Origin of the sequence: Shewanella algae, from assembly GCF_009183365.2 — a bacterium.
GTDB lineage: Bacteria > Pseudomonadota > Gammaproteobacteria > Enterobacterales > Shewanellaceae > Shewanella > Shewanella algae.
On the sequence record NZ_CP068230.1, the window covers coordinates 417,790 to 442,500 of the forward strand.

Here is a 24,711-nt window from a genome sequence, read left to right on the forward strand (position 1 = left end):
TTTTGACTCAAAATAAGCTTGACCACTCCAGCTCGTTGCTTTAGATTAAGTGTCACTAAGACACTTAACGGTGAGAGATATGGATATCAGTATTGAGCTAGTAAACAAAGATGCAACCCGACAGGCTTTGACTGTTGAGCAATGGCAGTTTGCCGGTGGTGAGCAGCATGTGCGTCTGGCGGGTTTTGATGGACAACAGGTACAGAGCGCGATTATCTACGCCAGGTTGCAGAGCAGTGATGCCATCATGCAGCTGCTGCTGATCAAAGATGCTTTGGACCGCGCCGCCCCCGGCATTCAGGTTTCACTGCAACTTCCCTATTTCCCCTATGCCCGCCAAGACAGGGTTTGCGTCGCCGGTGAGGCCTTTTCCGCCGCCGTGATGGCGGGGTTGCTGCGAAATGCCGGCTTCAGCCAGATCCGCTGCTGGGATCTGCACTCGGTGGTCAGTGAGCAACTGCTGGAAGCTGAGCAGGTACATCAGGCGCAGCTGGTTTGTCAGTTTACGCAGCTGAAGCAGTGGCTGCAAACCCACCAGGCGGCACTGCTTGCGCCGGACAAGGGCGCCAGCCACAAGATAGCCAAGGTTGCCGATGCGCTGAGTGCCGCCGGGATTGAGGCCGAAGTCTTTCAGGCCAGTAAACGCCGGGATCCGGCGACGGGCGCCATATTGGCATCCGAGTTGAACGCCGATGTCGCTGGCCGCAGTCTGCTGATCCTGGATGATATTTGTGACGGTGGCAGAACCTTTATCGAGCTGGCGCGGCTTTTGAAACAAAAGGGCGCCGCCCGAGTGGGACTCTATGTGACCCATGGTCTGTTTTCCCGCGGAATAGAGCCGCTGGAAGGCTTGATTGATGCCGTGTTTACCACAGATTCTGTGTGTCCATTGCATCCGTTTGAGTCGCAAATTGTCGAGCTGCACACCTTGAAACTGTTTGAATAAAAGGAGTTTATTATGAGTATCATCGCCCCCTCAATGCAGAAGGATGTCTACAAAGAGTTTCATGGTCGCGCCTATCATCCTCAGGTGACCGAGGTGTATGCCAACTTCACTTCCCGCAGCGGTCGCAATGCCAACATAGCAGACAATGACAAAGTCGCTTTTATTGGACTGCAGTATTTTATCAAGAGCTATTTGATGGAGGAGTGGGACAGCTTCTTTAGTCAGCCGAAGGCGCAGGCCGTGGCCGCCCATAAGCGCATACTCAGTGCCATGCTGGGGTACAGTGTCGATGTCTCTTACCTGGAAAAACTCCACGACCTTGGGTATTTACCGCTGAGGATCAAGGCGCTGGAAGAGGGTACTCTGGTGCCTTATCTGGTGCCGCCGTTGACCATAGTCAACACCCATCCGGATTTCCCCTGGTTGACCAACATGATAGAAACCGTGCTCAGTTGTGAAAACTGGCCGATACAAACCAGTGCCACCACGGCCGTTGCTTACCTGCGTACCTTTAAAGAGTTCGCCGACAAGACAGGCCTGCCTGCCGAGATGGTAGCGTTTCAGGGGCATGACTTCAGTTTTCGCGGCATGTTCGGTAAGCAGGCCGCTGCCATGAGTGGTTTTGGCCATTTGGCCAGCGGTTTTGTTGGAACCGACACCATTCCGGCGGTGCTGTTTGCCGAGAAGTACTATGGTGCCGATGTCGATAAGGAGTTGGTCGGCGCCTCAGTGGATGCCACTGAGCACTCGGTGACCTGTTCCTGGATCCTCGAAGGGGAGATCGCCTTCTTCCGTTATCTGATGCAGACCCAGTCTCCCAAGGGGATCCTCAGTGTGGTGTCCGATACCTGGGATTTCTGGACTCTGGTGACTCAGTACTTACCTGAACTCAAGCAGGAGATCCTCGAGCGTGACGGCACCCTGGTGATCCGTCCCGATTCCGGCGATCCCGTGACCATTCTCAGCGGTTATAAGCTGGCGCCTGAATCACTTATCCGCGAATGTGGCCTGGATGAAGCATTGCAAAAGGCGGCCGATAACGGTTATGAGGCGATAAGTTGGCATGGTGAGTTTATCGGTCTGCAGCGCCAAACCCTGATGGCCTGCGAGGTGAAGGGGCTTATCGAGTGCCTGTGGGACATTTTTGGTGGCACCTTGACCGACAAGGGTTACAAGTTATTGGATAACCATGTGGGTGCCATTTATGGCGATGCCATCACGCTCGAGCGCCAACGACAAATACTGCAGCGTTTGATGGATAAAGGTTTTGCTTCCAAAGTCGTGCTGGGGATTGGCTCATACAGCTATCAATATGTCACCCGAGATACCCATGGCTCGGCAGTCAAGGCGACCCACGTGATAAAAGACGGCGAGCCGCTGGCGATTTTCAAGGCGCCCAAGACAGATAGCCAAAAGCGTTCCGCCAAGGGGCTACTGCAAGTGGTTATGCAAGACGGTGAGCTGGTGCTGAGAGACGATGTTTCGGTGACTGAAGAAGCCCAGGGGCTACTGCAAACCGTTTATGAGGATGGCAAACTACTTCGCGAAACCAATCTGGCCGAGATACGTCAGCGGGTGGCGGCGCAGTTATGAAGCCTTGATTCAATGACATTCACCGGCAGGGTCAGACATCGATATCTATGATCTGACCCTTGCCTTCTTCCTGCGCCCTGGACTCATCCCTTTCTTCATCTTCCTGGCGGCGGTTATGTTTACGCCGCTCGTGGGCAAAGCCTTTCTGCTCTTTGCGGCGATCAGCGACTTTTTCACGCTTGTCTATTTCGGGAGGCAGTTGCGATTGCGGGGCTTCGTGGCTGTCGGGCGCTATGGCGGAGCTGGTCTTGACCTGCTCCACTTCGCGTTTGGGCTGAAATACCGCCTTGACCGGGCGCGCCAACATGGCGTAAATGCTGTCCAATCCCATTAGAGTTCCCCGTGCCGGCGGCTTTTGCGCCGGTTAGATGCTTTAACTGTTAGCCTATTATGTATCCTTTATCGGCCTGTTTAGCCTAAAAATTAGACTGAATTTATCCTTTGGGGTTCCGGCTGTATCAAAACAGTGCTGAAATCTTTGACTCAGGCTCTGAACACTATTTAGGAAAAGCCTGTCGCTCTGATATGGGCAAGAAATTTTAGTTAACCATGATTTAACATTTAACCCTCAGATACAGCTGTAAGGTTGGCATAGTGGTTTATCCTGGCCGAGTTTTGCCGCCACAGAAGTTTGCACTGGATCGCACTCCTGAATGCCCGGATCCGGGAAACTTCTCCACAATCGTTTCTTTTCACTGTGAAAATCTCCCCTGTCAGTGTTGAAATTTTCCACTGCCAGGGGCGGTAGCACCACTTTTTGCCACTTGGAATTCGGCTGTTCAAAAAATGTTGTGACACGCTGCTAACCCGCTTGGTGACTGGCTTTATTCGAGTTTGCATTGCTTGACAATCCTTGTTGACTATCCCTAAACTTAGCATCTGTGGGAATTTGTGGATATTTGTGGATCTATTAACTGAGCAAGGATGAAACCAAGTGTTTTCCGGCGCAAGTGCTTTGAATCTGGATGCCAAGGGGCGGATCGCTATGCCAACGCGATACCGCGAGCCTCTGCATGCCGATCATCAAGGCAAGCTGGTAATCACTGTGGATATCCAATCTCCCTGCCTGTTGATCTATCCGATAAACGAATGGAACAAAGTCGCCGACAAGCTGCTCGGTCTGTCTGATTTTCAACCACAGGAGCGGGCGATGAAGCGCCTGATGTTGGGCTATGCCCAGGAATGTGAGTTGGATGCCAACGGCCGGGTTTTGTTGACTCCGCCGCTCAGGCAATACGCCTCTTTGGAAAAGAAGACCATGTTGGTCGGGCAGTTGAACAAATTCGAACTCTGGGATGAGCAGGTCTGGCAGCAGCAGCTGGCCGACAGCCTGGAGATGATTAAGAGCCAGGGATTGACCGCCAGTGAGCGGCTGGCTGATTTCTCACTCTGATGAGTGAGACCAGATTAAAGAAGAGAGTGATGAGCCAAAACTTTGCCCACCTGTCTGTCCTGCTTCAAGAAACGGTAGACGGGCTCAATATCCGCCCAGATGGCATCTATATCGACGGCACTTTCGGTCGAGGCGGACACTCACGTCAGATCCTTTCCCGCCTGGGAGAACAGGGGCGGCTGATTGCCATCGATAGAGACCCGGCGGCCATTGAAGCTGCCAAACAGTTTGCCGATGATCCGCGTTTCACCATAGTCCATGGCGGTTTTGGCCAGTTGGCCGACTATGTTGAGCAACTTGGGCTGGTGGGCAAGATAGACGGTGTCTTACTGGATCTCGGTGTGTCATCACCGCAACTGGACGATGCCGAGCGTGGCTTTAGTTTTCTGCGTGATGGTCCACTGGATATGCGGATGGATAACAGCCAGGGCGAAACGGCGGCTCAATGGCTCGCCAGGGCCGAAGTCGAAGATATGGCTTGGGTATTCAAGACCTATGGTGAAGAGAAAAACGCCCGCCATATCGCCCGTTGTATCGCCGCCGACCGTGATGAGAAGCCGTTTTTGCGCACCAAAGATTTGGCCGGCTTGATCGAAAGGATCACCAAACACAAAGAGCGCAACAAGCATCCGGCAACTCGAGTGTTTCAGGCGATTCGCATCTATATCAACAGCGAGCTGGATCAGATAGATCAGGCGCTGGAAGGGGCACTGCAAGTACTGGCGCCCAAGGGGCGGCTGTCGATCATCAGCTTCCACTCCCTGGAAGATCGCATGGTGAAGCGTTTTATCCGCCGTCACAGCAAAGGCGAGGAAGTGCCCTACGGTTTGCCGGTGACCGAGGCCGAGCTCAACCGCTCGCGGCAGCTGTTGCCCATAGGCAAGGCGATGAAACCATCGGATGAAGAGATTGCCGTTAATGCCCGGGCCCGCAGTTCTGTACTCAGAATTGCCGAGCGTTTGCCTTACTGAGGTTGACGGTGAGTAAGTCGCAACTCAATCTGGCGCGCATAGTGCTGCAGGATCTTTGGCAGCACAAATGGATCCTCTTGCTGGGCATGCTGGTGCTGGGTAATGCGGTTGCCGTGGTATATACCAGCCACATCAGCCGTACCCAAACCAGTGAGTTGGACAAGCTGTTACAGGAAAGGGATCGCCTGGACATTGAGTGGCGCAACCTGTTGCTGGAAGAACAGTCGCAGGCAGAGCACAGCCGGATAACTCGGATTGCGACCAAGGAATTGGACATGATAAGGCCCTTACCCAATGAAGAGGTGGTAGTGAGACTCCCATGAGAAAACAGGCTAAAAGGATTCAAAAGCCCCAACTGATCCACTGGCGACTGCAGGTGGTGGTGGCTTTTGTTTGCCTGTTGTTTGTCTCGCTTGTTGGACGTGCCGCCTACATCCAGGTGATAGAACCGGAAAAACTACGTCATGAGAGTGATATGCGTACTTTGCGAACCACCTCCAACGAGGTGCAAAGAGGGCTTATCACTGACCGCAACGGCGAGATGCTGGCCGTCAGTGTGCCTGTGCGTGCCGTCTACGCCGATCCCAAGGTGGTTCACGACAAGGATGGCTTCAATGATATGCGCCGTTGGCGGGCACTGGCCGATGTATTGCACGAGCCGCTGGATGACCTGTTGGCAAGGGTGCAGTCCAACCCCAAGAAACGCTTTACCTACCTCAAGCGCCAGGTTACCCCGGCGGTAGCGCACTATATCGAACAACTGAAGCTACCCGGCATCTACCTCAAGTCCGAATCACGCCGTTACTATCCGGCCGGTGAGATCAGCGCTCAGCTGGTCGGGATCACCAATATCGATGATGTTGGCATCGAAGGCATTGAAAACACTTACAACAGCTGGCTGACCGGCACTCCCTCCAAGCAGAAGGTGCGCAAGTCCCGTGACGGCCGGGTGGTTGAGCGGCTGGATATTATCCAGGAGGGCGAGAGCCCCAATGATCTGGTGCTCAGCATAGATCAGCGTATTCAGCAGTTAGCTTACCGTGAGCTCAAGCGTGCCACCGAAATGAACCAGGCAACATCCGGTTCTGTGGTGGTGCTGGATGTGCACACGGGTGAAGTGCTGGCGATGGTCAACACCCCCTCCTATAACCCAAACTCGCGGGAAAATCTGCAGAGCCACAGGATGCGTAACCGTGCCCTGACAGACACCTTCGAGCCGGGTTCGACGGTGAAACCCTTTGTGGTGGTGGCTGCGCTGGAAGCCGGAATCGTCAAGAGCGATGAGCTTATCCCGACATCACCCGGTTGGATGCGTATCGGTGGTCGACAGGTGCGGGATGCCCGCAACTATGGCGATATGTCGCTGGCGAAGATTTTGATCAAGTCCAGTAACGTGGGGATCAGTAAGTTGGCACTGGAAATGCCGGTGCAGCAGCTGCTGGGCACCTATCAGTCCATGGGGCTCGGCAACTATTCAGGGATCAACCTGACCGGCGAGAGTGCCGGTTTGGTGCAGGACAGACACAGATGGTCCGACTTTGAACGGGCGACTCTGTCCTTCGGCTATGGCCTGACCGCTACCCCGCTGCAATTGGCGCGTATGTACGCCACTCTGGGCAGCGGCGGCATGCTTTACCCGGTATCGATTCTTAAACTGAAGCAACCGCCGGAAGGCACCCGGGTAATAGCCCCGGACGTGGCCCGCGATGTGATCAACATGCTGGTGGGCGTGACCGAGAAGGGCGGCACAGGTACTCGGGCGCACATTGAAGGCTATCCGGTTGCCGGTAAGTCGGGCACCAGTCGTAAGGCGATAGCCGGTGGCTATGGCGATGATTATGTTGCCCTGTTTGCCGGTGTCGCGCCGGCCAATAACCCCAGGCTCGCCATGGTAGTGGTGATCAACGAGCCCAAAGGGGACAGATATTACGGCGGCGTGGTGGCGGCACCTGTGTTTGGCAAGGTGATGTCCGGCGCGTTGCAGATGTTGAATGTGGAGCCTGTGAGTGATGATACTCGCGTGCAACTGGCTCAGGTACCTAGGAGAGCAGAATGATGTTATTGCGGGATCTGCTGGCTCCCTGGTTTCATTACTCCGGCGCGGAGGCGGTGGCCGAGCCCTGTCTCGACAGCCGGAAAGTGGTTGAAGGCGGCCTTTTCGTGGCCGTTCCCGGACATCAGGCCGATGGTCGGGAGTATGTTGCCGCCGCCTTCAACAAGGGAGCCGCGGCTGCCTTGCTGCATACGGACGATCCGGATGCCCACGGCAAGGTGGAGCGGGAGCAAGGCTTAACCATCTACTTTTTTCAACTGAGTCGGCAGCTATCGGCGCTGGCGGCCCAGTTCTATGGCATTCACGCGGTCAAGCCTCGTCTGGTGGGGATTACCGGCACCAATGGCAAGACTTCTGTCAGCCAGCTAATCGCCCAGTGGGTGTCTTTGCTCGGCGAAAAGGCCGGTGTCATGGGCACTTTGGGGAACGGTTTGCTGGGGAAACTCCAGGAAGCGACCAATACTACCAGTGATGCCTTGGCCGTAATGGCCCAGCTCAAGGCTTTTGAGCTGATGGATGTCAGCGTCTGTGCCATGGAAGTATCCAGCCACGGTTTGGTGCAGGGGCGGGTAGAAGCCGCACCCTTTGAAGTGGCGGTATTTACCAACCTGAGCCGGGATCATCTGGATTACCACCTGACCATGGAGGCTTATGCCGCCGCCAAATTGAGGCTGATGCGGTTTGCCTGTCTCAAACACGCGGTGATTAACCTGGATGACGCCACAGGGCAGGCCTGGTTCGAGGAACTGCCCAAGGCCAAGTTGCTTGGCTATAGCATTAATCAAGATCCCAGAGCGGCAGTTGTTGCTGTCAATCCTCAATATCACGCCAAGGGCGTGCGCGCCGAGATCCACTGGCCGGAAGGCAAAGGTGTGCTGGAAACCCCGCTGCTGGGCGAATTCAATCTCTCCAATCTGTTGGCGGCGCTGACGGCGCTCTATGCCATGGGGTATCCGCTGCAAAAGCTGCTGACGTTGTCACCGGCCCTTAAGCCCGTGCCCGGACGGATGGAGTGTTTCCCGTCGAACAAAGGTTTTTCGCTGGTGGTGGATTATGCCCACACCCCGGATGCGCTGGAGCAAGCGCTCAAGGCGCTGCGGCTGCATACCGACAACCGCCTCTGGTGTGTCTTTGGCTGCGGCGGCGATCGTGACAGGGGCAAGCGGCCGCTGATGGCCCGCGCTGCCGAGGCTTTTGCCGACCGCTTGATGGTCACCAGCGACAATACTCGCAGCGAAGAGCCGCAAACCATCATTGATGAAGTCATGGCCGGGCTGACCCGCCCCGAGGCGGCACTTTCCTGTGTCGATAGGGTGACAGCCATTAAACAGGTTTGCGCCCAGGCCGAGGCGGGAGATGTGATTTTATTGGCTGGTAAGGGGCATGAAACCTATCAGGAAGTTGCAGGAAGCCGTCATCACTACGATGAGCGGGCCTTGGCGCTGGAACTTAGCGGAGGCAAGGCATGATCCCTTTAACTCTGCAACAGATAGCCACGGCGCTAAATGCCAAGTTGATTCCAGCGACTGCCGCAGAGCAGTTGATTGAGAGTGTCAGCACAGATAGCCGCGATATAGGCACCAAAGGTTTGTTTATCGCCCTCAAGGGCGAGCGCTTCGACGCCCATGAGTTTGCGCCAACGGCGGTCAAAAATGGCGCCGCAGCGCTCCTGGTCAGCCGCGAGTTGGCACTCGATGTGCCGCAGCTGCTGGTGGCCGATCCTCACCAGGCCCTGGGGCAACTGGCGGCCATAGTACGCAGCCTGGTATCACCCAAGTGTGTTGCCTTGACCGGCTCCAACGGCAAGACCAGCGTCAAGGAGATGTTGGCGACCATATTGTCGCAACATGCCAAGGTGCTCTACACCGCCGGTAACTTCAACAACGACATAGGCGTGCCGCTGACAGCCTTGCGACTGGAGCCTGAACACGAATACGCGGTATTTGAGCTTGGTGCCAACCACAAGGGTGAAATTGATTACACCTCGGCCATAGTGCGCCCGGATGTTGCCCTGGTGAACAATGTTGCCAGCGCCCACCTCGAAGGGTTTGGCTCAGAGGCCGGTGTGGCGGCGGCCAAATCCGAGATTTTCAATCACTTGGCCCCGGACGGCTGCGCCATTATCAATGCCAATGACAGATACGCCGAGGTAATGCGTCAGGCTGCGTTAGGCTACCGTCAGTTAAGCTATGGCATTGACGCAGCAGCCGAGTTGACAGCCAAAGATTTACAGGCCGATGCCTCGGGGCGTTATCGCTGCACTCTTTGCTGGCAGCAACAGGAGTATCTGCTGGCGCTGCCGTTGGCCGGCCGACATCAGGTGGCCAATGCTCTGGCGGCAACTTCGGTTTGCCTGGCGCTGGGCCTGGATATGGCAAGCATTATCTCTGGCTTGCAACAGATGCAGCCGGTCAAGGGACGCATGCTGCCCACTGAGCTTGGGCGGGTGCAGCTGATCGACGATAGCTATAACGCCAATCCGGCCTCGGTCAAGGCTGCGATCAACTGGCTTCACGAAATTCACGGAAATCGCATTCTGGTACTGGGCGATTTGGGGGAATTAGGCGACAATGCCCCCCTTTTGCATCGCGAGCTGGGTGAGTATGCCCGGGAGGCCGGGATAGATGCCCTGTTTTGCTGCGGTCAATTAACCCAGAACACCAGCCAGGGGTTTGGTACGGAACATCTGGATACCCAAGGGCGTTTGGTGGAAAGTTTAATCAAATATATCAATCAGTTGTCAGGGAGTGTCACTGTATTGGTCAAGGGTTCACGCAGCATGCGTATGGAGCGTGTGGTCGAGGCCCTTAAATCAGCCTTCGGGCGTGGGGAGTTAGTGTAGATGCTGGTGTATCTGGCGGAGTATCTAACCCAGTTTTATACCGGGTTTAACGTGTTTTCCTATTTGACCTTCAGAGCGATTCTGGGGTTGTTAACCGCCCTCAGCTTCGCGCTCTGGTGGGGGCCCAAGTTGATTGAACGTTTGCAGCTTTTGCAGATAGGCCAGGTAGTGCGTAATGACGGCCCTGAGTCACATTTCAGTAAGCGTGGCACCCCAACAATGGGTGGATTGCTGGTGCTGGCGGGGATCTTTATCAGTGTCCTGCTGTGGGGCGATCTCGGTAACCGTTATGTCTGGGTGATGTTATTCGTTCTGGGCAGCTTTGGCCTCATCGGCTTCCTCGATGATTACCGCAAGGTGGTGCGCAAGGATCCCAAGGGCCTGGTAGCCCGTTGGAAGTACATTTTACAGTCGCTTGCAGCGATTGCTGTGGCCTTTTATCTCTACGCTACTGCATCTCTGCCCGGTGAAACCCAATTGGTGGTGCCTTTCTTCAAGGATGTGATGCCGCAGCTGGGGCTATTTTTTGTGGTACTGGTCTATTTCACCATAGTGGGTTCGAGCAATGCGGTTAACCTGACCGACGGCCTCGATGGCTTGGCGATTATGCCGACCGTTATGGTTGCGGCGGCGTTCGCGCTTATTGCTTACCTCTCCGGCCATGCGCAATTTGCCGGCTATCTGCATATTCCGCATCTGCCTGGCGCCGGTGAACTGGTGATTGTCTGCACCGCGATAGTCGGTGCCGGTCTTGGTTTCCTTTGGTTCAACACCTATCCGGCACAAGTGTTTATGGGCGACGTGGGCTCGTTGTCACTGGGCGCGGCGCTCGGCACCATGGCAGTGCTGGTACGCCAGGAAATCTTGCTGGTGATCATGGGCGGTGTATTCGTAATGGAGACTGTGTCAGTCATCCTTCAGGTTGGATCCTATAAGCTGCGTGGCCAACGGATTTTCCGTATGGCACCCATACACCACCACTATGAATTGAAAGGTTGGCCCGAGCCCAGAGTGATAGTGCGTTTCTGGATTATCTCTTTGTTCCTGGTTCTGCTGGGATTGGCCACCCTGAAGTTGAGGTAAACAGTCATGATGAGTCGCTGTTCGCACATAGTGTTGGGATTGGGGGCCACAGGCTTGTCTGTGGTGCGCTATCTGGTGGCTCAGGGGCATGCCCCTATGGTGATGGACAGCCGCCGCAATCCACCCGGTGCTGAGGCGCTGAAAAATGAGTTTCCGGATCTGGAGTTTTGCTTCGGTGGTTTCGATTGCCGTGGTCTGGTGCAGGCCGAGCAGATCATCATCAGTCCAGGGATCCCCATGGATACCCCCGAAGTAAGGGCAGCGTTGGATATGGGCATAGAAGTGATCGGCGATGTGGAACTGTTTGCCCGCGCCATCGCCGACAAGGGCCCATGTGTGCTGGCGATTACCGGCTCCAATGGCAAGTCGACTGTGACGACTCTGGTCGGTGAAATGCTCAAAGCCGGTGGCAAGCAAGCCGCCATCGGCGGCAACATAGGGGTACCGGCGTTGGAGCTTTTGGGCGAAAACGTCAGCCACTATGTGCTGGAGCTATCCAGTTTCCAGTTGGAAACCACTCATAGTCTTAAATGTTTGGCGGCAACTTGCCTGAACATTTCTGAAGACCACATGGACAGATACAGCGACCTGGAAGCCTATCGTCAGGCCAAACTGCGGCTCTATGAACTGAGCCGACTGGCGATTTTCAACCGGGATGATCCGCAAACGCAGCCCATGTCACCCATGAACAACAACAGCTTTGGTCTGGGTAACCCCGAAGGGGATGAGTGGGGGATCACCGACGGCAAGATTTTCCACGGCAGCAGTGAAATCATGAATCTGATGGATGTGGCGCTGCTCGGCAGCCATAACCACGCCAACCTGCTGGCCGCCATGGCGTTGGCCGATGCGGCCGGTGTGGATAAGGAAGCCATGGCCAGAGTGGCCCGCGAGTACAAAGGCTTGCCGCACAGATGTGAACTGGTGGCGGTCAAGAATGGCGCCACCTGGATCAACGATTCCAAGGCCACCAATGTGGGCGCTACCGTGGCTGCGCTCGAAGGGCTCAGCGACTACCTCGGTGATGTGATCCTGATTGCCGGTGGTGATGGTAAAGGAGCCGATTTCCGGCCGCTTGCCAATGCGCTCGGCTCTGTGACTCACCTTATTACCCTGGGGCGAGACGGTGACAAGATTGCGGCATTGAAAGAGGGCGCCATCAAGGTTGGCTCCATGGCAGAAGCCGTGAGCAAGGCCGCCGAGCTGGCGAGTTCCGGAGACATAGTCTTGTTGTCACCGGCCTGTGCCAGCCTGGATATGTACAGCAACTTTATGGCCAGAGGCGATGATTTCCGCCAACTGGTGGAGGCGCTGGATGAGCAGTGATGAACGACAACTCAGCCTGTTCGGGACCAGCCTCAAGTGGCGCTGGCCCGACTGGTTCGGTGAGAAGCAATCGCAGGGCATGCAACTGTATGACCGGCGTTTGCTGCTTGCCGTTTTGTCGTTGATCGCCTTTGGCTTTGTGATGGTGATGTCGGCTTCTATGCCGGAAGCCCAGAGCCTGACAGGTAATCCGTTTCACTTTGTGACCCGTCATCTGTTTTATCTGGTGGGTTGCGTGGTGATAGCCGCAGTGGTGTTGCAGGTAGAGATGCAGCGCTGGCAGCAACTGAGTCCGCTGATGCTGTTGCTGGTTGGGGTTATGTTGGTGGCCGTGCTGGCAGTAGGCACCACGGTAAACGGGGCGACCCGCTGGTTGTCTCTGGGGCCGGTGAGAATTCAGGTAGCCGAGATAGCCAAGTTTGCTTTTGCGGTCTACATGGCCGGTTATCTGGTACGGCGGCATCAGGAAGTGCGTGAAAACGCCAAGGGCTTTTACAAGCCGATTGCGGTTTTTGCCGTCTATGCCTTCTTGATCCTGATGCAACCGGATCTGGGAACCGTGGTGGTGCTATTTGTCGGCACTGTGGGGCTGCTGTTTTTGGCCGGCGCCCGTTTGCTGGACTTCTTTGCGCTGATCCTGACCGGGGTCATGGCCTTTGTGGCTTTGGTGTTGCTGGAGCCCTACCGGATGCGGCGGGTAACCTCCTTCCTCGACCCCTGGCAGGATCCGTTCGGCAGTGGTTACCAGTTGACTCAGTCGCTGATGGCCTATGGCCGTGGTGACTGGTTTGGTCAGGGGCTTGGCAACAGTATCCAGAAACTGGAATACCTGCCGGAGGCGCACACTGACTTTATCTTCGCCGTTATAGGGGAAGAGCTTGGATTTATCGGCATTATCGCTGTGCTGGCGGTACTGCTGTTTGTGGCGCTGCGGGCAATTCGTCTCGGCAGTCAATGCCTGGCCATGGACCGGGCATTTGAAGGTTATCTGGCCTACGCCATAGGGATCTGGATCTGTTTCCAGACTGTGGTGAACGTGGGCGCCAGTATCGGCATTTTGCCGACCAAAGGGCTGACTCTGCCCTTTATCAGCTATGGCGGCAGTAGTCTCTGGGTGATGACGGCTGCGGTCATGATGCTGATCCGGATAGATCATGAGCGGCGTCTCAGCCTGATCCAGGCGGTGCAGGGGAGGCTGAAGTCATGAAAGGTAATAATGTGAATAACAAACGTATTTTGGTGATGGCCGGTGGTACCGGCGGTCATGTTTTTCCGGCGTTGGCAGTGGCCCGACGCCTGGCACAGCAGGGCTGGCAGGTGCGTTGGCTGGGCACGGCAGACCGGATGGAGGCGCGCTTGGTGCCTCAACACGGCTTTGACATAGATTTTATTGACATCAAGGGCGTGCGCGGTAACGGCATAGTGCGCAAGCTGGCAGCGCCTTTCAAGGTACTGCGCTCGATTATTCAGGCGCGCAGGGTCATCCGCGAATTTCGGCCGGATGTGGTGTTGGGCATGGGTGGCTTTGCCAGCGGTCCGGGCGGCGTTGCCGCCAAGCTCAGTGGTATTCCGTTGGTGTTGCATGAGCAAAATGCCATTCCGGGGATGACCAATAAGCTGCTTTCCCGTATCGCCACTAAGGTGCTGTGCGCCTTTGCCAACACCTTCGAGCCGGGTAAGGCCGAAGTGGTGGGCAACCCTATTCGCCAGGAGCTTATCACTCTGGGTGGGCAGCCCAGAGCCCAGCATCAGGATGCGCTGAAAATTCTGGTCGTCGGTGGCAGCCTGGGGGCCAAGGTATTCAACGACCTTATGCCGGCCGTGGTTGCCGAGGTCAGCAAGTCACAGTCGGTGACGGTTTGGCATCAGGTGGGTAAGGGCAATCAGGCGCCGGTGGAAGCCGAATATCAGCAGCTGGGACAAGACGGCAGAGTCAAAGTGGCTGAGTTTATCGATGATATGGAAGCCGCCTATCGCTGGGCCGATGTGGTCATCTGCCGCGCCGGAGCCTTAACCGTTTCCGAGCTGGCGGCCGTTGGCCTGCCAAGCCTACTGGTGCCTTATCCCCATGCGGTGGATGATCACCAGACCCGCAACGCCCAGGTGTTGGTGGATGCGGGCGCGGCCTTCCTGTTGCCGCAGCCTATTGTCGATGTGCCCAGGCTGGCGAATAAGCTGGCCCTGCTAGGCAGTGATAGAAATGAATTGGCCCTGATGGGGCAGAGAGCCAGAGCGGCCGCCGTGCTGGATGCGACCGATAAAGTCGCCCAAGTCTGTATCGAACTGGCAGAGAAAGGAAATAGATGAATAACAGAGCAGAGAAATACGCCCAGCTTCGCGCCATGATCCCGGAAATGCGCCGGGTGCGTCGTATTCACTTTGTTGGCATAGGTGGTGCCGGCATGGGGGGCATTGCCGAGGTTCTGGTCAACGAAGGTTATCAGGTCAGTGGTTCGGATATTGCCGAAAATGCCGTGACTGAGCGTTTGGCGGCTCTGGGTGCTCGCATCATTATCGGCCACAGTGCCGAGGCTGTGGTGAACGTTGATGTGGTGGTGGTTTCCACCGCGATTAAAGCGGATAACCCGGAAGTCGCGGCCGCCAGAGCCAGCCGCACTCCGATAGTGCGCCGTGCCGAGATGCTGGCCGAGCTGATGCGTTACCGTCATGGGGTGGCGATTGCCGGCACCCATGGCAAAACCACTACAACCAGCCTTATCGCCAGTGTTTATGGCCAGGCCGAGCGGGATCCGACCTTTGTAATAGGTGGTCTGCTCAATAGTGCCGGTACCAATGCTCGCTTGGGGCACAGCCGTTACCTTATCGCCGAGGCCGATGAGAGTGATGCCAGCTTCCTGCATCTGCAGCCCATGGTGAGTGTGGTAACCAATATTGAAGCCGACCATATGGATACTTATGGCGGCGATTTTGAGAAGTTGAAAACCACCTTTGTCGACTTCCTGCATAACCTGCCGTTCTACGGTGTGGCCGTGCTCTGTATCGATGATCCTGTGGTGAAAGAGATCATGCCACGTATTGGTCGCCACATGGTGACCTATGGCTTCAGTGATGAGGCCGATGTGCAGGCACTCAACTTTAGCCAAGAAGGACATCAATGCCGTTTCACCGTGCGTCGCAAGGGGCGGGACGACTTGGAGCTGCTGCTGAATCTGCCGGGACGGCACAATGTGCTGAACGCCTTGGCGGCGATTGCCGTGGCCTGTGAAGATGATATAGATGATGCCGCCATAGTGCAGGCGCTGGCGGAGTTCCAGGGAATTGGCCGCCGCTTCCAGCATCTGGGGGCCTTCGATACTCCCAAGGGCGAGGTGATGCTGGTTGATGATTACGGCCATCATCCCAGCGAAGTCGCCGCCACTATCAAGGCGGCTCGTGCCGGTTGGCCTAATAAGCGCCTGGTGATGGCTTATCAGCCACACAGATATAGCCGCACCCGGGATCTGTACGAGGACTTTGTCGAAGTATTGTCTCAGGTCGATGGTCTATTGCTGCTGGAGGTCTATCCCGCCGGTGAAGCACCTATCGCGGGAGCAGACAGCCGCGCGTTGTGCCGCAGCATCAGATTGCGTGGTCAGGTCGACCCTATCTATGTCGCTACGCCGGAGCAGTTGCAGGAGATACTGCCGGATGTGCTCAAGGACGGCGATCTGCTGATGACCCAAGGCGCAGGCAATATAGGCGCCCTGGCGCGCCAACTGGCGAGCAGCAAACTGGGGTTTAGTGATGATAAGAAAGATACGATTACTGAATAGATTTTCGCCGCTTAATGGCTTGAAAACAGTATCTTTTGACCAAGAAAACCAGCCCTATATAATGGCCGGTTTTCCGCCAAGCTAACGGGCAGGACCATGGCGCTGAAGGACAGGTTGCACAAGGGCCGGGCAAGGCTAGCCGGGGTCAATTGGTATCTCTGCAGCGGGATTGGCTTTCTGCTGTTGGTACTGGCGGCATTCGGCTTGGCGGCTTGGAAATTGGGACTGGTGCTGAATGATGCCGAGGCCTTGCCCATTGAGGCAGTGGCGATAAAAGGCGAGCGCCAGTACACCACGGATGCGGAAATCCGTGGCGCCTTGCAGGACTTGATGCAGCGTAGCTTTTTCAGCGCTGATGTGGCCGAGGTGCAGCAGGCGCTGGAGGCCCTGCCTTGGGTATACAGGGCCTCGGTTCGGCGCGAATGGCCGGCCAAGCTGAAGGTTTATCTGCAGGAGCAGGTCGCCGTGGCGCACTGGAATCAGGATGAATGGCTCAATGAACACGGCGAGGTGTTCCTGGCGCCACCGCAACCCGGGCTGGAAAATCTGCCTTGGTTGGCGGGACCTGAACCTATGGCGAAGGAGGTATTGATCTCCTTTCGGCAGATGGATGAACTGCTGCGGATAAACAGCTTCAAGCTGGATAGATTGAGTCTCAGCCCGAGACATGCCTGGGAGGCGACTTTGGGCAACGGCATCATGCTGGAGTTGGGACGAGAGGACAAGATGGCGCGGATACAGCGTTTTATCAACGTGTATCCCGAGTTGGTTAAACAGGAAAAGAGTGTCGCCAGAGTGGATCTACGCTATGACACGGGTCTGGCAGTAGGCTGGGAAGACGCACAAGAAGAGAGCCGTTAATTAATGACCAAGAACCAAGATAGAAATCTGATCGTCGGATTGGACATAGGGACATCCAAGGTCGCTGTGATCATAGGTGAAGTCTTGCCCGATGGCGAAATCAGTGTCGTCGGTCTGGGTAATCATCCATCACGCGGCATGGATAAAGGCGGGGTCAACGACCTCGATTCTATCGTGCGCAGTGTGCAGCGGGCCCTGGATCAGGCCGAGCTGATGGCAGACTGTCAGGTGTCTTCGGTGTATTTGAGCATTTCCGGCAAGCATATCGATTGTCAGAACGAAAACGGCATGGTCTCCATCAATGATGAAGAGGTGACCCAGGAAGACGTGGACAACGTCATTCACACGGCCCGTTCGGTGAAGATCCCCACCGAGCGCCGCATTTTGCACGTACTGCCGCAGGAATATGCCATAGATGTTCAGGAAGGGATCCGCAGCCCTATTGGCATGTCCGGCATGCGGATGGAAGCCAAGGTGCATATAGTCACCTGCGCCAATGATATGGCCAAGAACATCACCAAGAGTGTTGAGCGCTGTGGCCTCAAGGTGGACGACCTGGTGTTTTCCGGTATCGCTTCGGCCGATGCGGTACTGACCAATGATGAAAAAGATCTGGGTGTTTGTCTGGTGGATGTCGGTGGTGGCACCACAGATATCGCTGTGTATACCAATGGCGCTCTGCGTCACTGTGCCGTGGTGCCGGTGGCCGGCAACCAGGTAACCAGTGATATCGCCAAAATTTTCCGCACGCCGCTGTCGCATGCCGAGCAGATTAAAGTGCAGCATGCCAGTGCCCGCAGCTCCATGGTGAGCCGTGAGGACAGCATAGAGGTGCCGTCCGTAGGTGGTCGGCCATCAAGAACCATGTCGCGTCATACACTGGCCGAAGTGGTTGAACCCAGATATCAGGAACTGTTCGAGTTGGTATTCAAAGAGCTCAAGGACAGTGGCCTGGAAGATCAAATTGCCGCCGGCATAGTGTTGACCGGTGGCACAGCCTCTATCGAAGGGGCGGTGGATGTTGCCGAAGCCACTTTCGGCATGCCGGTCAGGGTGGCATCACCGCTGCCGGTGAAAGGTTTGTATGAATATGTGGATCAGCCCATCTACTCCACAGGTGTTGGGCTGTTACATTACGGCGCGCGCAGGGTTATCGAACGTCAGTTTGAACGACCCGAGCGTCAAGGGGTGACCAGTCTCTGGAATCGGGTTCAGAGCTGGTTTAAAGGTGAGTTTTAACTTACGTAAACGCAGGTAATACGGAGAATTCAACCATGTTTGAGATCATGGATACTCATTCTGACGAGGCGGTGATAAAGGTCATCGGCGTCGGTGGTGGCGGTGGTAATGCCGTCGAACATATGGTGAAACACAACATCGAAGGTGTTGAGTTTGTTGCCACCAATACAGATGCCCAGGCACTGCGTAAGTCTGCCGCGGGCACCACAATTCAACTGGGACGTGATGTCACCAAGGGCCTGGGTGCCGGTGCCAACCCGGAAGTCGGTCGCGCTGCTGCCGAAGAAGATCGTGAAAATATCCGTGAGGCCATCAAGGGCTCGGATATGATCTTCATCGCTGCCGGCATGGGCGGTGGTACGGGTACAGGTGCTGCTCCTGTGGTGGCGCAGATTGCCCGCGAAGAAGGGATATTAACAGTGGCCGTGGTCACCAAGCCTTTCCCATTCGAAGGCAAGAAGCGTATGGCCTATGCCGATCAGGGTATTGGAGAGCTGGCCAAACATGTTGACTCGCTGATCACTATCCCCAACGAGAAGCTGCTCAAGGTATTGGGCCGTGGTACATCACTGCTGGATGCCTTCGCTGCCGCCAACAACGTACTCTTGGGCGCGGTGCAGGGTATCGCTGAGCTGATCACCCGTCCCGGTCTGATTAACGTCGACTTCGCCGACGTGAAAACCGTTATGTCCGAAATGGGTAACGCCATGATGGGCACAGGGGTGGCTCGTGGTGAAGACCGCGCCGAAGAAGCTGCCGAAGCGGCCGTAGCCAGTCCGCTGCTGGAAGATATCGACTTGGCAGGCGCCCGCGGCGTACTGGTCAACATCACTGCCGGCATGGATATGAGCATCGAAGAGTTCGAGACTGTGGGTAACCACGTCAAGGCTTACGCTTCTGACAACGCGACAGTGGTAGTTGGTGCTGTTATCGATCCGGAAATGAGCGATGAGCTGCGAGTCACTGTAGTTGCTACCGGCATAGGTTCGGAAAGAAAACCTGACATTCAGCTGGTATCCAAACCTGCTCCACGTCAGGAACCTGTGCCAGAGCCTAAGGTCGAAGCTTACGTGCCTCAGGAAGAAGCCGTTGCGCCTGTATCTCACAAGAGCAATGCGGTTCCTGCGTCACAGCCTGCGCCCAACCCGCACAAGAACGAGCTTGATTATTTGGATATTCCGGCGTTTTTGCGTAAGCAAGCCGACTGATACTGGCGGTTATCGCTGGTGTAAATTGGGTGATCTCCTTTGTTTCTGTTAAGCAAAGGCAGGTAAATTTTTGTGAAATTACCAATTTATGCTAGGATATCCGACCAGCCGCGCCTGACGAGTGTCGATTTTATCGTCAAAGGCAGGGCTTTTTGTTGAGATGAATACGGGTAACTAAATGATTTTTCAAAGAACTGTTGAAAAAATGGTAAAGACCACCGGTGTCGGTTTGCACTCCGGCAATAAGGTGACTTTGACTATCAAGCCCGCACCAGTCAATACAGGGATCGTACTCGTGCGCACCGATATGCAGCCGGCAGTGGAGATTGCTGCCAAGGCAGAGCAGGTTCGTGAAACGACTATGTGTACGGCTCTGGTCAATGATGAAGGTGTTCGCATCTCAACGATTGAGCATCTGTTTGCTGCACTCGCGGGTTTGGGAATCGACAATGCCGTTATTGAAGTGGATGCTCCCGAGATCCCTATCATGGATGGCAGTGCCAGCCCTTTTGTATTCCTGCTGCAAAGCGCGGGGATCAAAGATCAGTCAGCGGCCAAGAAATATCTGAAAATCAAGCGCACAGTGCGTGTTGAAGACGGTGATAAGTGGGCTGAACTGCGACCTTTCAAAGGTTTCAGAGTCGATTTTGCCATCGATTTCAATCACCCTGAAATCGCCCGTAGTCAACAGCATATGGTGATGGATTTTTCCTCTTCTGCCTTTGTGAAAGATATCAGTCGTGCCAGAACCTTTGGTTTTATGCGTGATATCGAGTATCTGCGTGCCAACAACCTGGCATTGGGCGGCAGTATGGAAAACGCGGTTGTGCTTGATGAATATCGTGTCCTCAACCCCGATGGCCTGCGTTATGAGGATGAATTTGTTAAGCACAAGATTCTGGATGCGTTTGGTGACCTGTATGTGGCGGGTCACGCCATAGTCGGAGAATTCTGTGCCTACAAGACGGGGCATGCCCTGAACAACCAGCTGGTGCGGGCATTGCTTGCCCAGCAGGATGCCTGGGAGTTGGTCAGCTTCGAAAAAGAAGCGGATGTGCCTGTCAGCTTTATGATGCCATCCAATGTCGTGATGGCTTAATCGTAAAACTAGGACTGCCTTTTACGGCTGGCTAATGCAGCCAGCCGTTTTAGTTTCTGGCCCAGCTCGCCCTCGGTGTGTTCGGCCAGTGCATTAATATGTGAAGCTGCAGTTTCACTCAGCTGTCTGTGAACCACTTGGGGTTTTGCCCCCGATGTTGCCAGTGCCGGGTTGACTTTAACCTCAATAGCGGTAAGCATTGGGAGCGTTTCTGCCTGAAGTTGGGCAAGAAGTTTGGTTTTTTGAAAGTTAATCCTGGCGGCCCAAGCGGCGGAAGGGGTCTCAATAACCAGCACACTTTGGCGCAGATTGGCAACTTTCAGCTGTTCGCTGACAGGGCCTGACAGCAGTTGTTTGACATGCTGGTTCAGATACAACAAAAGCTCCGCTTTCTCGGCCAGATCGGGCAAACGTCCCGACTGATGCAGTAATTGGCTGAGGTGCTGAGGGAGCTTCTTCATTACGATAATAAGATGGCTGAATTAGGCTATGAGTGTAACAGTTTTTATTCAAGGTCGGAATGGCGTGACGCGCTGGCAACCGGGCAAACGCTGGTTGCTGTTGCCTATTTTGCTCCTCGCTGCGGGCACAGGGCTCTATCATTACAACGCCGAGCGATTTGAGTCGCAACAGGCTAACGTCGACAACGAGCGTCAGGCTCGTGAGCAGCAACAGAAACAAGTCAAAGAACTCAAGCAAGCAACAGAGACTCAGTTGGCAACTCTGGTGGCGCATGTCGCCAGAATGCAGGCCAAACTGACCCGGCTTGAGGCTCTCGGGCAAACTCTTGCCCAGAATTACCAACTTGAAGAACAGTTCGATTTCGGCGCCGAGGTAGGTCTGGGTGGTCTAAGCGAGCTGGGTACCAGCATAGAGCTGGAGCAGCTGATCTCTGATATGGATCGGCTGGCATCAGGAATTGATAGCAATAATGCTCAGTTGTCACTGCTTGAAACAGTGGCTTCCAATCTCCATATAGATGAAGAGCGTTATATATCAGGGCGGCCAATCAATAAAGGTTGGTTATCTTCGCCCTACGGTTTACGTAATGATCCTTTCAATGGCCGCAGAACTGTGCATAAAGGCATAGACTTTGCGGGTACAGAAGGAGCCGATGTGATCGCCACCGGTGGTGGTGTGGTGACATGGGCCGGGAATATGTTTGGCTATGGTGAGTTGGTGGAGATAGATCACGGTAACGGATTGCGCACCCGCTATGGCCATAATAAAGCTTTGTCAGTAACTGTAGGTGATGTGGTCGCCAAGGGCGAGAAAATTGCCACCATGGGAAGCACTGGGCGTTCGACAGGACCTCATGTGCATTACGAAGTGTTGCGGGGTGGACAGCAGATAGATCCCAAGAAGTACGTCTACCGCAAAGCAGGTTAATTGGAACTGGCCGCCAGACTCGCAAGAGGCTTGGCCTACAACAGAATAAGTGATTCAGATGTTAGGTAAATTACTGACAAAAGTATTTGGTAGTCGTAACGACCGCACCCTTAAAACCCTGGGCAAGATAGTCAACAAGATCAACGCGCTCGAAGGTGAATATGAGCAACTCAGCAATGAGCAGCTCAAGGCCAAAACCCAGGAGTTCCGTGATCGGCTCGAAAAAGGGGAAACCCTTGACGACATCATGGCCGAAGCCTTTGCCACTGTGCGAGAGGCTTCCAAGCGGGTGTTCGAGATGCGCCACTTCGACGTGCAGTTGATAGGTGGTATGGTGCTGGACAGCAACCGCATTGCCGAGATGCGCACCGGTGAAGGTAAGACTCTGACCGCCACGCTGCCGGCCTATCTCAATGCACTGACCGGTAAGGGCGTTCACGTTATTACAGTGAACGACTATCTGGCTCGCCGTGACGCTGACACTAACCGTCCACTGTTTGAATTCCTTGGAATGACGGTTGGGGTTAACGTCGCCGGTCTTGGTCAGCTGGAAAAGAAAGCTGCCTATAACTCAGATATCACTTACGGCACCAACAACGAATTTGGTTTCGACTATCTGCGCGACAACATGGCGTTTTCACCACAGGAGCGGGTACAGCGTCCATTGCATTATGCTCTGATAGACGAAGTCGACTCCATTCTTATTGATGAAGCCCGTACACCGCTGATCATCTCCGGCGCCGCGGAAGACAGCTCTGAGCTCTACATCAAGGTCAACACACTGATCCCTAATCTGATCCGCCAGGATAAAGAAGACTCGGACGACTATGTCGGCGAGGGTGACTTTAGTGTTGATGAAAAGGCCAAGCAAGTTCACATGACTGAACGTGGCCAGGAAAAAATTGAACTCCTGTTGATCCAGGCCGGACTGCTGGCCGAAGGGGATTCGCTTTACTCGGCCGCTAATATCTCACTGTTGCACCATGTTAACGCCGCGCTGCGCGCTCACACCCTGTTTGAACGTGATGTTGACTACGTTGTGCAGGACGGCGAAGTGATCATCGTCGATGAGCACACTGGCCGTACCATGCAGGGGCGCCGTTGGTCTGAAGGTTTGCATCAGGCGGTGGAAGCCAAAGAAGGCGTGAAGATCCAGAATGAAAACCAGACTCTGGCTTCTATCACCTTCCAAAACTACTTCCGTCAGTATGAAAAACTGGCCGGTATGACAGGTACTGCCGATACCGAAGCCTTCGAATTCCAGCATATCTATGGTTTGGATACCGTAGTCATCCCCACCAACCGGCCGATGATCCGTAACGATATGGCTGACTTGGTGTACCTCACTGCCAAAGAAAAGTACGCCGCCATTATTCAGGACATCAAAGGGTGCCGTGAACGTGGTCAGCCGGTATTGGTTGGTACAGTTTCCATCGAACAGTCTGAACTGTTGTCCAACCTGTTGGACCGGGAAAAGATCCCTCACAAGGTACTGAATGCCAAGTTCCACGAAAAAGAAGCTGAAATTGTTGCTCAGGCCGGACGTAGTGGAGCGGTAACCGTAGCCACCAACATGGCCGGTCGTGGTACGGATATCGTCTTGGGTGGCAGCTGGAAAGCGGAAGTTGAGGAACTGGAAAACCCAACCGAGGAGCAGATCGCCAAGATCCGTGCCGACTGGCAAGAGCGTCACGATGCCGTGGTTGCTGCCGGTGGTTTGCACATTCTGGGCACAGAACGTCACGAGTCCCGTCGTATCGATAACCAGCTGCGTGGTCGTTCCGGCCGTCAGGGCGATGCGGGTTCATCACGTTTCTATCTGTCGATGGAAGACAGCCTGATGCGGATCTTCGCTTCAGATCGCGTTGCCAACATGATGAAGAAGTTGGGCATGGAAGAAGGCGAAGCCATCGAACATCCTTGGGTATCTCGTGCGATTGAGAATGCCCAGCGCAAAGTGGAAGCCCGTAACTTCGATATTCGTAAGCAGTTGCTGGAATTTGATGATGTCGCCAACGACCAGCGTCAGGTGGTTTACGCTCAGCGTAACGAACTGATGGATGCCGAAAGCATTGAAGATACCATCAAGACTATTCAGGAAGACGTGATCACAGGCGTTATCGATCAATACATTCCACCACAGTCAGTTGAAGAGCTCTGGGACGTTCCCGGCCTCGAGCAGCGACTCAAGCAGGAATTTGTTCTGGACTTGCCGCTGCAAGAGTGGCTGGATAAAGAAGAAGACCTGCACGAAGAGACCCTGCGTGAGCGGATCATTGAATCCTGGCTCAAGGCCTATGAAGCCAAAGAGCAGATGGTAGGCCCTGAGGTGCTGCGCCAGTTCGAAAAGGCCGTGATGCTGCAGACCCTGGATGGTTTGTGGAAAGAGCACTTGGCTGCCATGGACCACCTGCGTCAGGGAATTCACCTGCGTGGTTATGCTCAGAAGAACCCCAAACAGGAATATAAGCGTGAGTCCTTTGAGCTGTTCCAGCAGATGTTGGAGTCACTCAAGCACGATGTGATCAGTATTCTGTCCAAGGTTCAGGTACAGGCTCAATCAGATGTAGATGAAATGGAAGCCCGTCGTCGTGAAGAAGAAGCACGGATCCAACATCAATATCAGCACGCCACATCTGAAGCTTTGAATGAAGCCGAACACGATGCTGAAGTTGCTGCACATACTCCAGTTGTGCGTGATGGTGAGAAAGTTGGACGCAACGATCCTTGTCCTTGCGGCTCAGGTAAAAAATACAAACAGTGTCATGGCAAACTAAGCTAACACACTGTAAGTCATTAAAGGCAATCTCCGGATTGCCTTTTTTGTTGCTTTTAAAACGCGTTTTTTGCTCCACAAACTCACAAATGTGGATAACTCTGGGGGTAAAAAGTGCTTAACGTGTGACTAACCCTATGGCCTCAAAAAAGATCGCAA

The 24,711-nt window shown here is 54.7% G+C and carries 21 protein-coding genes; 19 read left to right on the forward strand and 2 right to left on the reverse strand.

What is annotated here, in order from left to right; translation table 11 throughout:
• Positions 1–79: 79 nt before the first annotated feature.
• Positions 80–946: a ribose-phosphate diphosphokinase gene (prs, locus tag E1N14_RS01995; protein ID WP_051547040.1), complete on the forward strand. Its 867-nt coding sequence runs from the start codon at positions 80–82 to the stop codon at positions 944–946.
• A 12-nt stretch (positions 947–958) separates the two neighbouring features.
• Positions 959–2,539 carry a nicotinate phosphoribosyltransferase gene (locus E1N14_RS02000; RefSeq protein ID WP_025010883.1) on the forward strand — a complete coding sequence of 527 codons (1,581 nt, stop codon included), beginning with the start codon at positions 959–961 and terminating at the stop codon, positions 2,537–2,539.
• A gap of 31 nt (positions 2,540–2,570) precedes the next feature.
• On the opposite strand, the gene E1N14_RS02005 is transcribed toward E1N14_RS02000, so the two are convergent.
• Positions 2,571–2,870 carry a hypothetical protein gene (locus E1N14_RS02005; RefSeq protein WP_025010884.1) on the reverse strand — a complete coding sequence of 100 codons (300 nt, stop codon included), beginning with the start codon at positions 2,868–2,870 and terminating at the stop codon, positions 2,571–2,573.
• A gap of 603 nt (positions 2,871–3,473) precedes the next feature.
• Here E1N14_RS02005 and mraZ point away from each other — a divergent pair.
• From mraZ to lpxC, 15 genes are all read left to right on the forward strand, one after another.
• Positions 3,474–3,932, forward strand: a complete 459-nt coding sequence (mraZ, locus tag E1N14_RS02010; protein WP_025010885.1) for a division/cell wall cluster transcriptional repressor MraZ — start codon at positions 3,474–3,476, stop codon at positions 3,930–3,932.
• A 29-nt stretch (positions 3,933–3,961) separates the two neighbouring features.
• Entirely contained in the window at positions 3,962–4,903 is a 942-nt protein-coding gene (gene rsmH, locus E1N14_RS02015) for a 16S rRNA (cytosine(1402)-N(4))-methyltransferase RsmH (RefSeq protein ID WP_025010886.1), read from the forward strand.
• A gap of 8 nt (positions 4,904–4,911) precedes the next feature.
• The gene (gene ftsL / locus E1N14_RS02020) at positions 4,912–5,226 is read left to right on the forward strand and encodes a cell division protein FtsL (protein ID WP_025010887.1); all 315 of its coding nucleotides are present in this window, start codon (positions 4,912–4,914) and stop codon (positions 5,224–5,226) included.
• The gene (locus E1N14_RS02025; protein WP_025010888.1) at positions 5,223–6,959 is read left to right on the forward strand and encodes a penicillin-binding transpeptidase domain-containing protein; all 1,737 of its coding nucleotides are present in this window, start codon (positions 5,223–5,225) and stop codon (positions 6,957–6,959) included. The genes ftsL and E1N14_RS02025 overlap by 4 nt, the downstream gene beginning before the upstream one ends.
• Entirely contained in the window at positions 6,956–8,425 is a 1,470-nt protein-coding gene (gene murE, locus E1N14_RS02030; RefSeq protein WP_025010889.1) for a UDP-N-acetylmuramoyl-L-alanyl-D-glutamate--2,6-diaminopimelate ligase, read from the forward strand. The genes E1N14_RS02025 and murE overlap by 4 nt, the downstream gene beginning before the upstream one ends.
• Positions 8,422–9,798, forward strand: a complete 1,377-nt coding sequence (locus E1N14_RS02035) for a UDP-N-acetylmuramoyl-tripeptide--D-alanyl-D-alanine ligase (RefSeq protein ID WP_025010890.1) — start codon at positions 8,422–8,424, stop codon at positions 9,796–9,798. The genes murE and E1N14_RS02035 overlap by 4 nt, the downstream gene beginning before the upstream one ends.
• Positions 9,799–10,881 carry a phospho-N-acetylmuramoyl-pentapeptide-transferase gene (mraY, locus tag E1N14_RS02040; RefSeq protein WP_028781125.1) on the forward strand — a complete coding sequence of 361 codons (1,083 nt, stop codon included), beginning with the start codon at positions 9,799–9,801 and terminating at the stop codon, positions 10,879–10,881. It abuts the gene before it with no gap.
• Between the two features lie 6 nt (positions 10,882–10,887).
• Positions 10,888–12,207 carry a UDP-N-acetylmuramoyl-L-alanine--D-glutamate ligase gene (gene murD, locus E1N14_RS02045; RefSeq protein WP_025010891.1) on the forward strand — a complete coding sequence of 440 codons (1,320 nt, stop codon included), beginning with the start codon at positions 10,888–10,890 and terminating at the stop codon, positions 12,205–12,207.
• The gene (gene ftsW / locus E1N14_RS02050) at positions 12,197–13,414 is read left to right on the forward strand and encodes a cell division protein FtsW (protein ID WP_028781127.1); all 1,218 of its coding nucleotides are present in this window, start codon (positions 12,197–12,199) and stop codon (positions 13,412–13,414) included. The genes murD and ftsW overlap by 11 nt, the downstream gene beginning before the upstream one ends.
• Entirely contained in the window at positions 13,411–14,514 is a 1,104-nt protein-coding gene (murG, locus tag E1N14_RS02055; protein WP_037437115.1) for an undecaprenyldiphospho-muramoylpentapeptide beta-N-acetylglucosaminyltransferase, read from the forward strand. The genes ftsW and murG overlap by 4 nt, the downstream gene beginning before the upstream one ends.
• Positions 14,511–15,980 carry a UDP-N-acetylmuramate--L-alanine ligase gene (gene murC, locus E1N14_RS02060; protein ID WP_025010893.1) on the forward strand — a complete coding sequence of 490 codons (1,470 nt, stop codon included), beginning with the start codon at positions 14,511–14,513 and terminating at the stop codon, positions 15,978–15,980. Before murG ends, murC begins: the two co-directional genes overlap by 4 nt.
• Before the next feature lie 96 nt (positions 15,981–16,076).
• On the forward strand, positions 16,077–16,841 hold the full coding sequence (locus E1N14_RS02065; RefSeq protein WP_101058279.1) for a cell division protein FtsQ/DivIB: 765 nt from the start codon (positions 16,077–16,079) through the stop codon (positions 16,839–16,841).
• A 3-nt stretch (positions 16,842–16,844) separates the two neighbouring features.
• On the forward strand, positions 16,845–18,080 hold the full coding sequence (gene ftsA / locus E1N14_RS02070) for a cell division protein FtsA (protein ID WP_025010894.1): 1,236 nt from the start codon (positions 16,845–16,847) through the stop codon (positions 18,078–18,080).
• Between the two features lie 35 nt (positions 18,081–18,115).
• Positions 18,116–19,288 carry a cell division protein FtsZ gene (gene ftsZ / locus E1N14_RS02075; RefSeq protein WP_025010895.1) on the forward strand — a complete coding sequence of 391 codons (1,173 nt, stop codon included), beginning with the start codon at positions 18,116–18,118 and terminating at the stop codon, positions 19,286–19,288.
• Between the two features lie 178 nt (positions 19,289–19,466).
• Positions 19,467–20,387 (forward strand): UDP-3-O-acyl-N-acetylglucosamine deacetylase, encoded by a 921-nt coding sequence (gene lpxC / locus E1N14_RS02080; RefSeq protein WP_025010896.1) that lies wholly within the window; start codon positions 19,467–19,469, stop codon positions 20,385–20,387.
• 8 nt (positions 20,388–20,395) lie between these two features.
• Here the strand turns inward: lpxC and E1N14_RS02085 are convergent, their stop codons facing one another.
• Positions 20,396–20,848: a DUF721 domain-containing protein gene (locus E1N14_RS02085; protein WP_025010897.1), complete on the reverse strand. Its 453-nt coding sequence runs from the start codon at positions 20,846–20,848 to the stop codon at positions 20,396–20,398.
• Positions 20,849–20,876: 28 nt separating this feature from the next.
• Here E1N14_RS02085 and E1N14_RS02090 point away from each other — a divergent pair, with 28 nt between their 5' ends.
• Together E1N14_RS02090 and secA are read left to right on the forward strand one after the other, a co-directional pair.
• Complete coding sequence (locus E1N14_RS02090) at positions 20,877–21,776, forward strand: M23 family metallopeptidase (RefSeq protein WP_028781130.1); 900 nt, start codon at positions 20,877–20,879, stop codon at positions 21,774–21,776.
• Positions 21,777–21,834: 58 nt separating this feature from the next.
• Positions 21,835–24,558 carry a preprotein translocase subunit SecA gene (gene secA, locus E1N14_RS02095; protein ID WP_025010898.1) on the forward strand — a complete coding sequence of 908 codons (2,724 nt, stop codon included), beginning with the start codon at positions 21,835–21,837 and terminating at the stop codon, positions 24,556–24,558.
• The last annotated feature ends 153 nt before the right edge of the window (positions 24,559–24,711 follow it).

What these genes read in the sequence shown, in the direction of transcription:
- prs (WP_051547040.1), top strand. Translation starts at nt 80, where the DNA reads ATGGATATCAGTATTGAGCTAGTAAACAAAGATGCAACCCGACAGGCT.
- E1N14_RS02000 (WP_025010883.1), top strand. Translation starts at nt 959, where the DNA reads ATGAGTATCATCGCCCCCTCAATGCAGAAGGATGTCTACAAAGAGTTT.
- E1N14_RS02005 (WP_025010884.1), bottom strand. Translation starts at nt 2,870, where the DNA reads ATGGGATTGGACAGCATTTACGCCATGTTGGCGCGCCCGGTCAAGGCG.
- rsmH (WP_025010886.1), top strand. Translation starts at nt 3,962, where the DNA reads ATGAGCCAAAACTTTGCCCACCTGTCTGTCCTGCTTCAAGAAACGGTA.
- E1N14_RS02025 (WP_025010888.1), top strand. Translation starts at nt 5,223, where the DNA reads ATGAGAAAACAGGCTAAAAGGATTCAAAAGCCCCAACTGATCCACTGG.
- murE (WP_025010889.1), top strand. Translation starts at nt 6,956, where the DNA reads ATGATGTTATTGCGGGATCTGCTGGCTCCCTGGTTTCATTACTCCGGC.
- E1N14_RS02035 (WP_025010890.1), top strand. Translation starts at nt 8,422, where the DNA reads ATGATCCCTTTAACTCTGCAACAGATAGCCACGGCGCTAAATGCCAAG.
- mraY (WP_028781125.1), top strand. Translation starts at nt 9,799, where the DNA reads ATGCTGGTGTATCTGGCGGAGTATCTAACCCAGTTTTATACCGGGTTT.
- murD (WP_025010891.1), top strand. Translation starts at nt 10,888, where the DNA reads ATGATGAGTCGCTGTTCGCACATAGTGTTGGGATTGGGGGCCACAGGC.
- ftsW (WP_028781127.1), top strand. Translation starts at nt 12,197, where the DNA reads ATGAGCAGTGATGAACGACAACTCAGCCTGTTCGGGACCAGCCTCAAG.
- murG (WP_037437115.1), top strand. Translation starts at nt 13,411, where the DNA reads ATGAAAGGTAATAATGTGAATAACAAACGTATTTTGGTGATGGCCGGT.
- murC (WP_025010893.1), top strand. Translation starts at nt 14,511, where the DNA reads ATGAATAACAGAGCAGAGAAATACGCCCAGCTTCGCGCCATGATCCCG.
- E1N14_RS02065 (WP_101058279.1), top strand. Translation starts at nt 16,077, where the DNA reads ATGGCGCTGAAGGACAGGTTGCACAAGGGCCGGGCAAGGCTAGCCGGG.
- ftsA (WP_025010894.1), top strand. Translation starts at nt 16,845, where the DNA reads ATGACCAAGAACCAAGATAGAAATCTGATCGTCGGATTGGACATAGGG.
- ftsZ (WP_025010895.1), top strand. Translation starts at nt 18,116, where the DNA reads ATGTTTGAGATCATGGATACTCATTCTGACGAGGCGGTGATAAAGGTC.
- lpxC (WP_025010896.1), top strand. Translation starts at nt 19,467, where the DNA reads ATGATTTTTCAAAGAACTGTTGAAAAAATGGTAAAGACCACCGGTGTC.
- E1N14_RS02085 (WP_025010897.1), bottom strand. Translation starts at nt 20,848, where the DNA reads ATGAAGAAGCTCCCTCAGCACCTCAGCCAATTACTGCATCAGTCGGGA.
- E1N14_RS02090 (WP_028781130.1), top strand. Translation starts at nt 20,877, where the DNA reads ATGAGTGTAACAGTTTTTATTCAAGGTCGGAATGGCGTGACGCGCTGG.
- secA (WP_025010898.1), top strand. Translation starts at nt 21,835, where the DNA reads ATGTTAGGTAAATTACTGACAAAAGTATTTGGTAGTCGTAACGACCGC.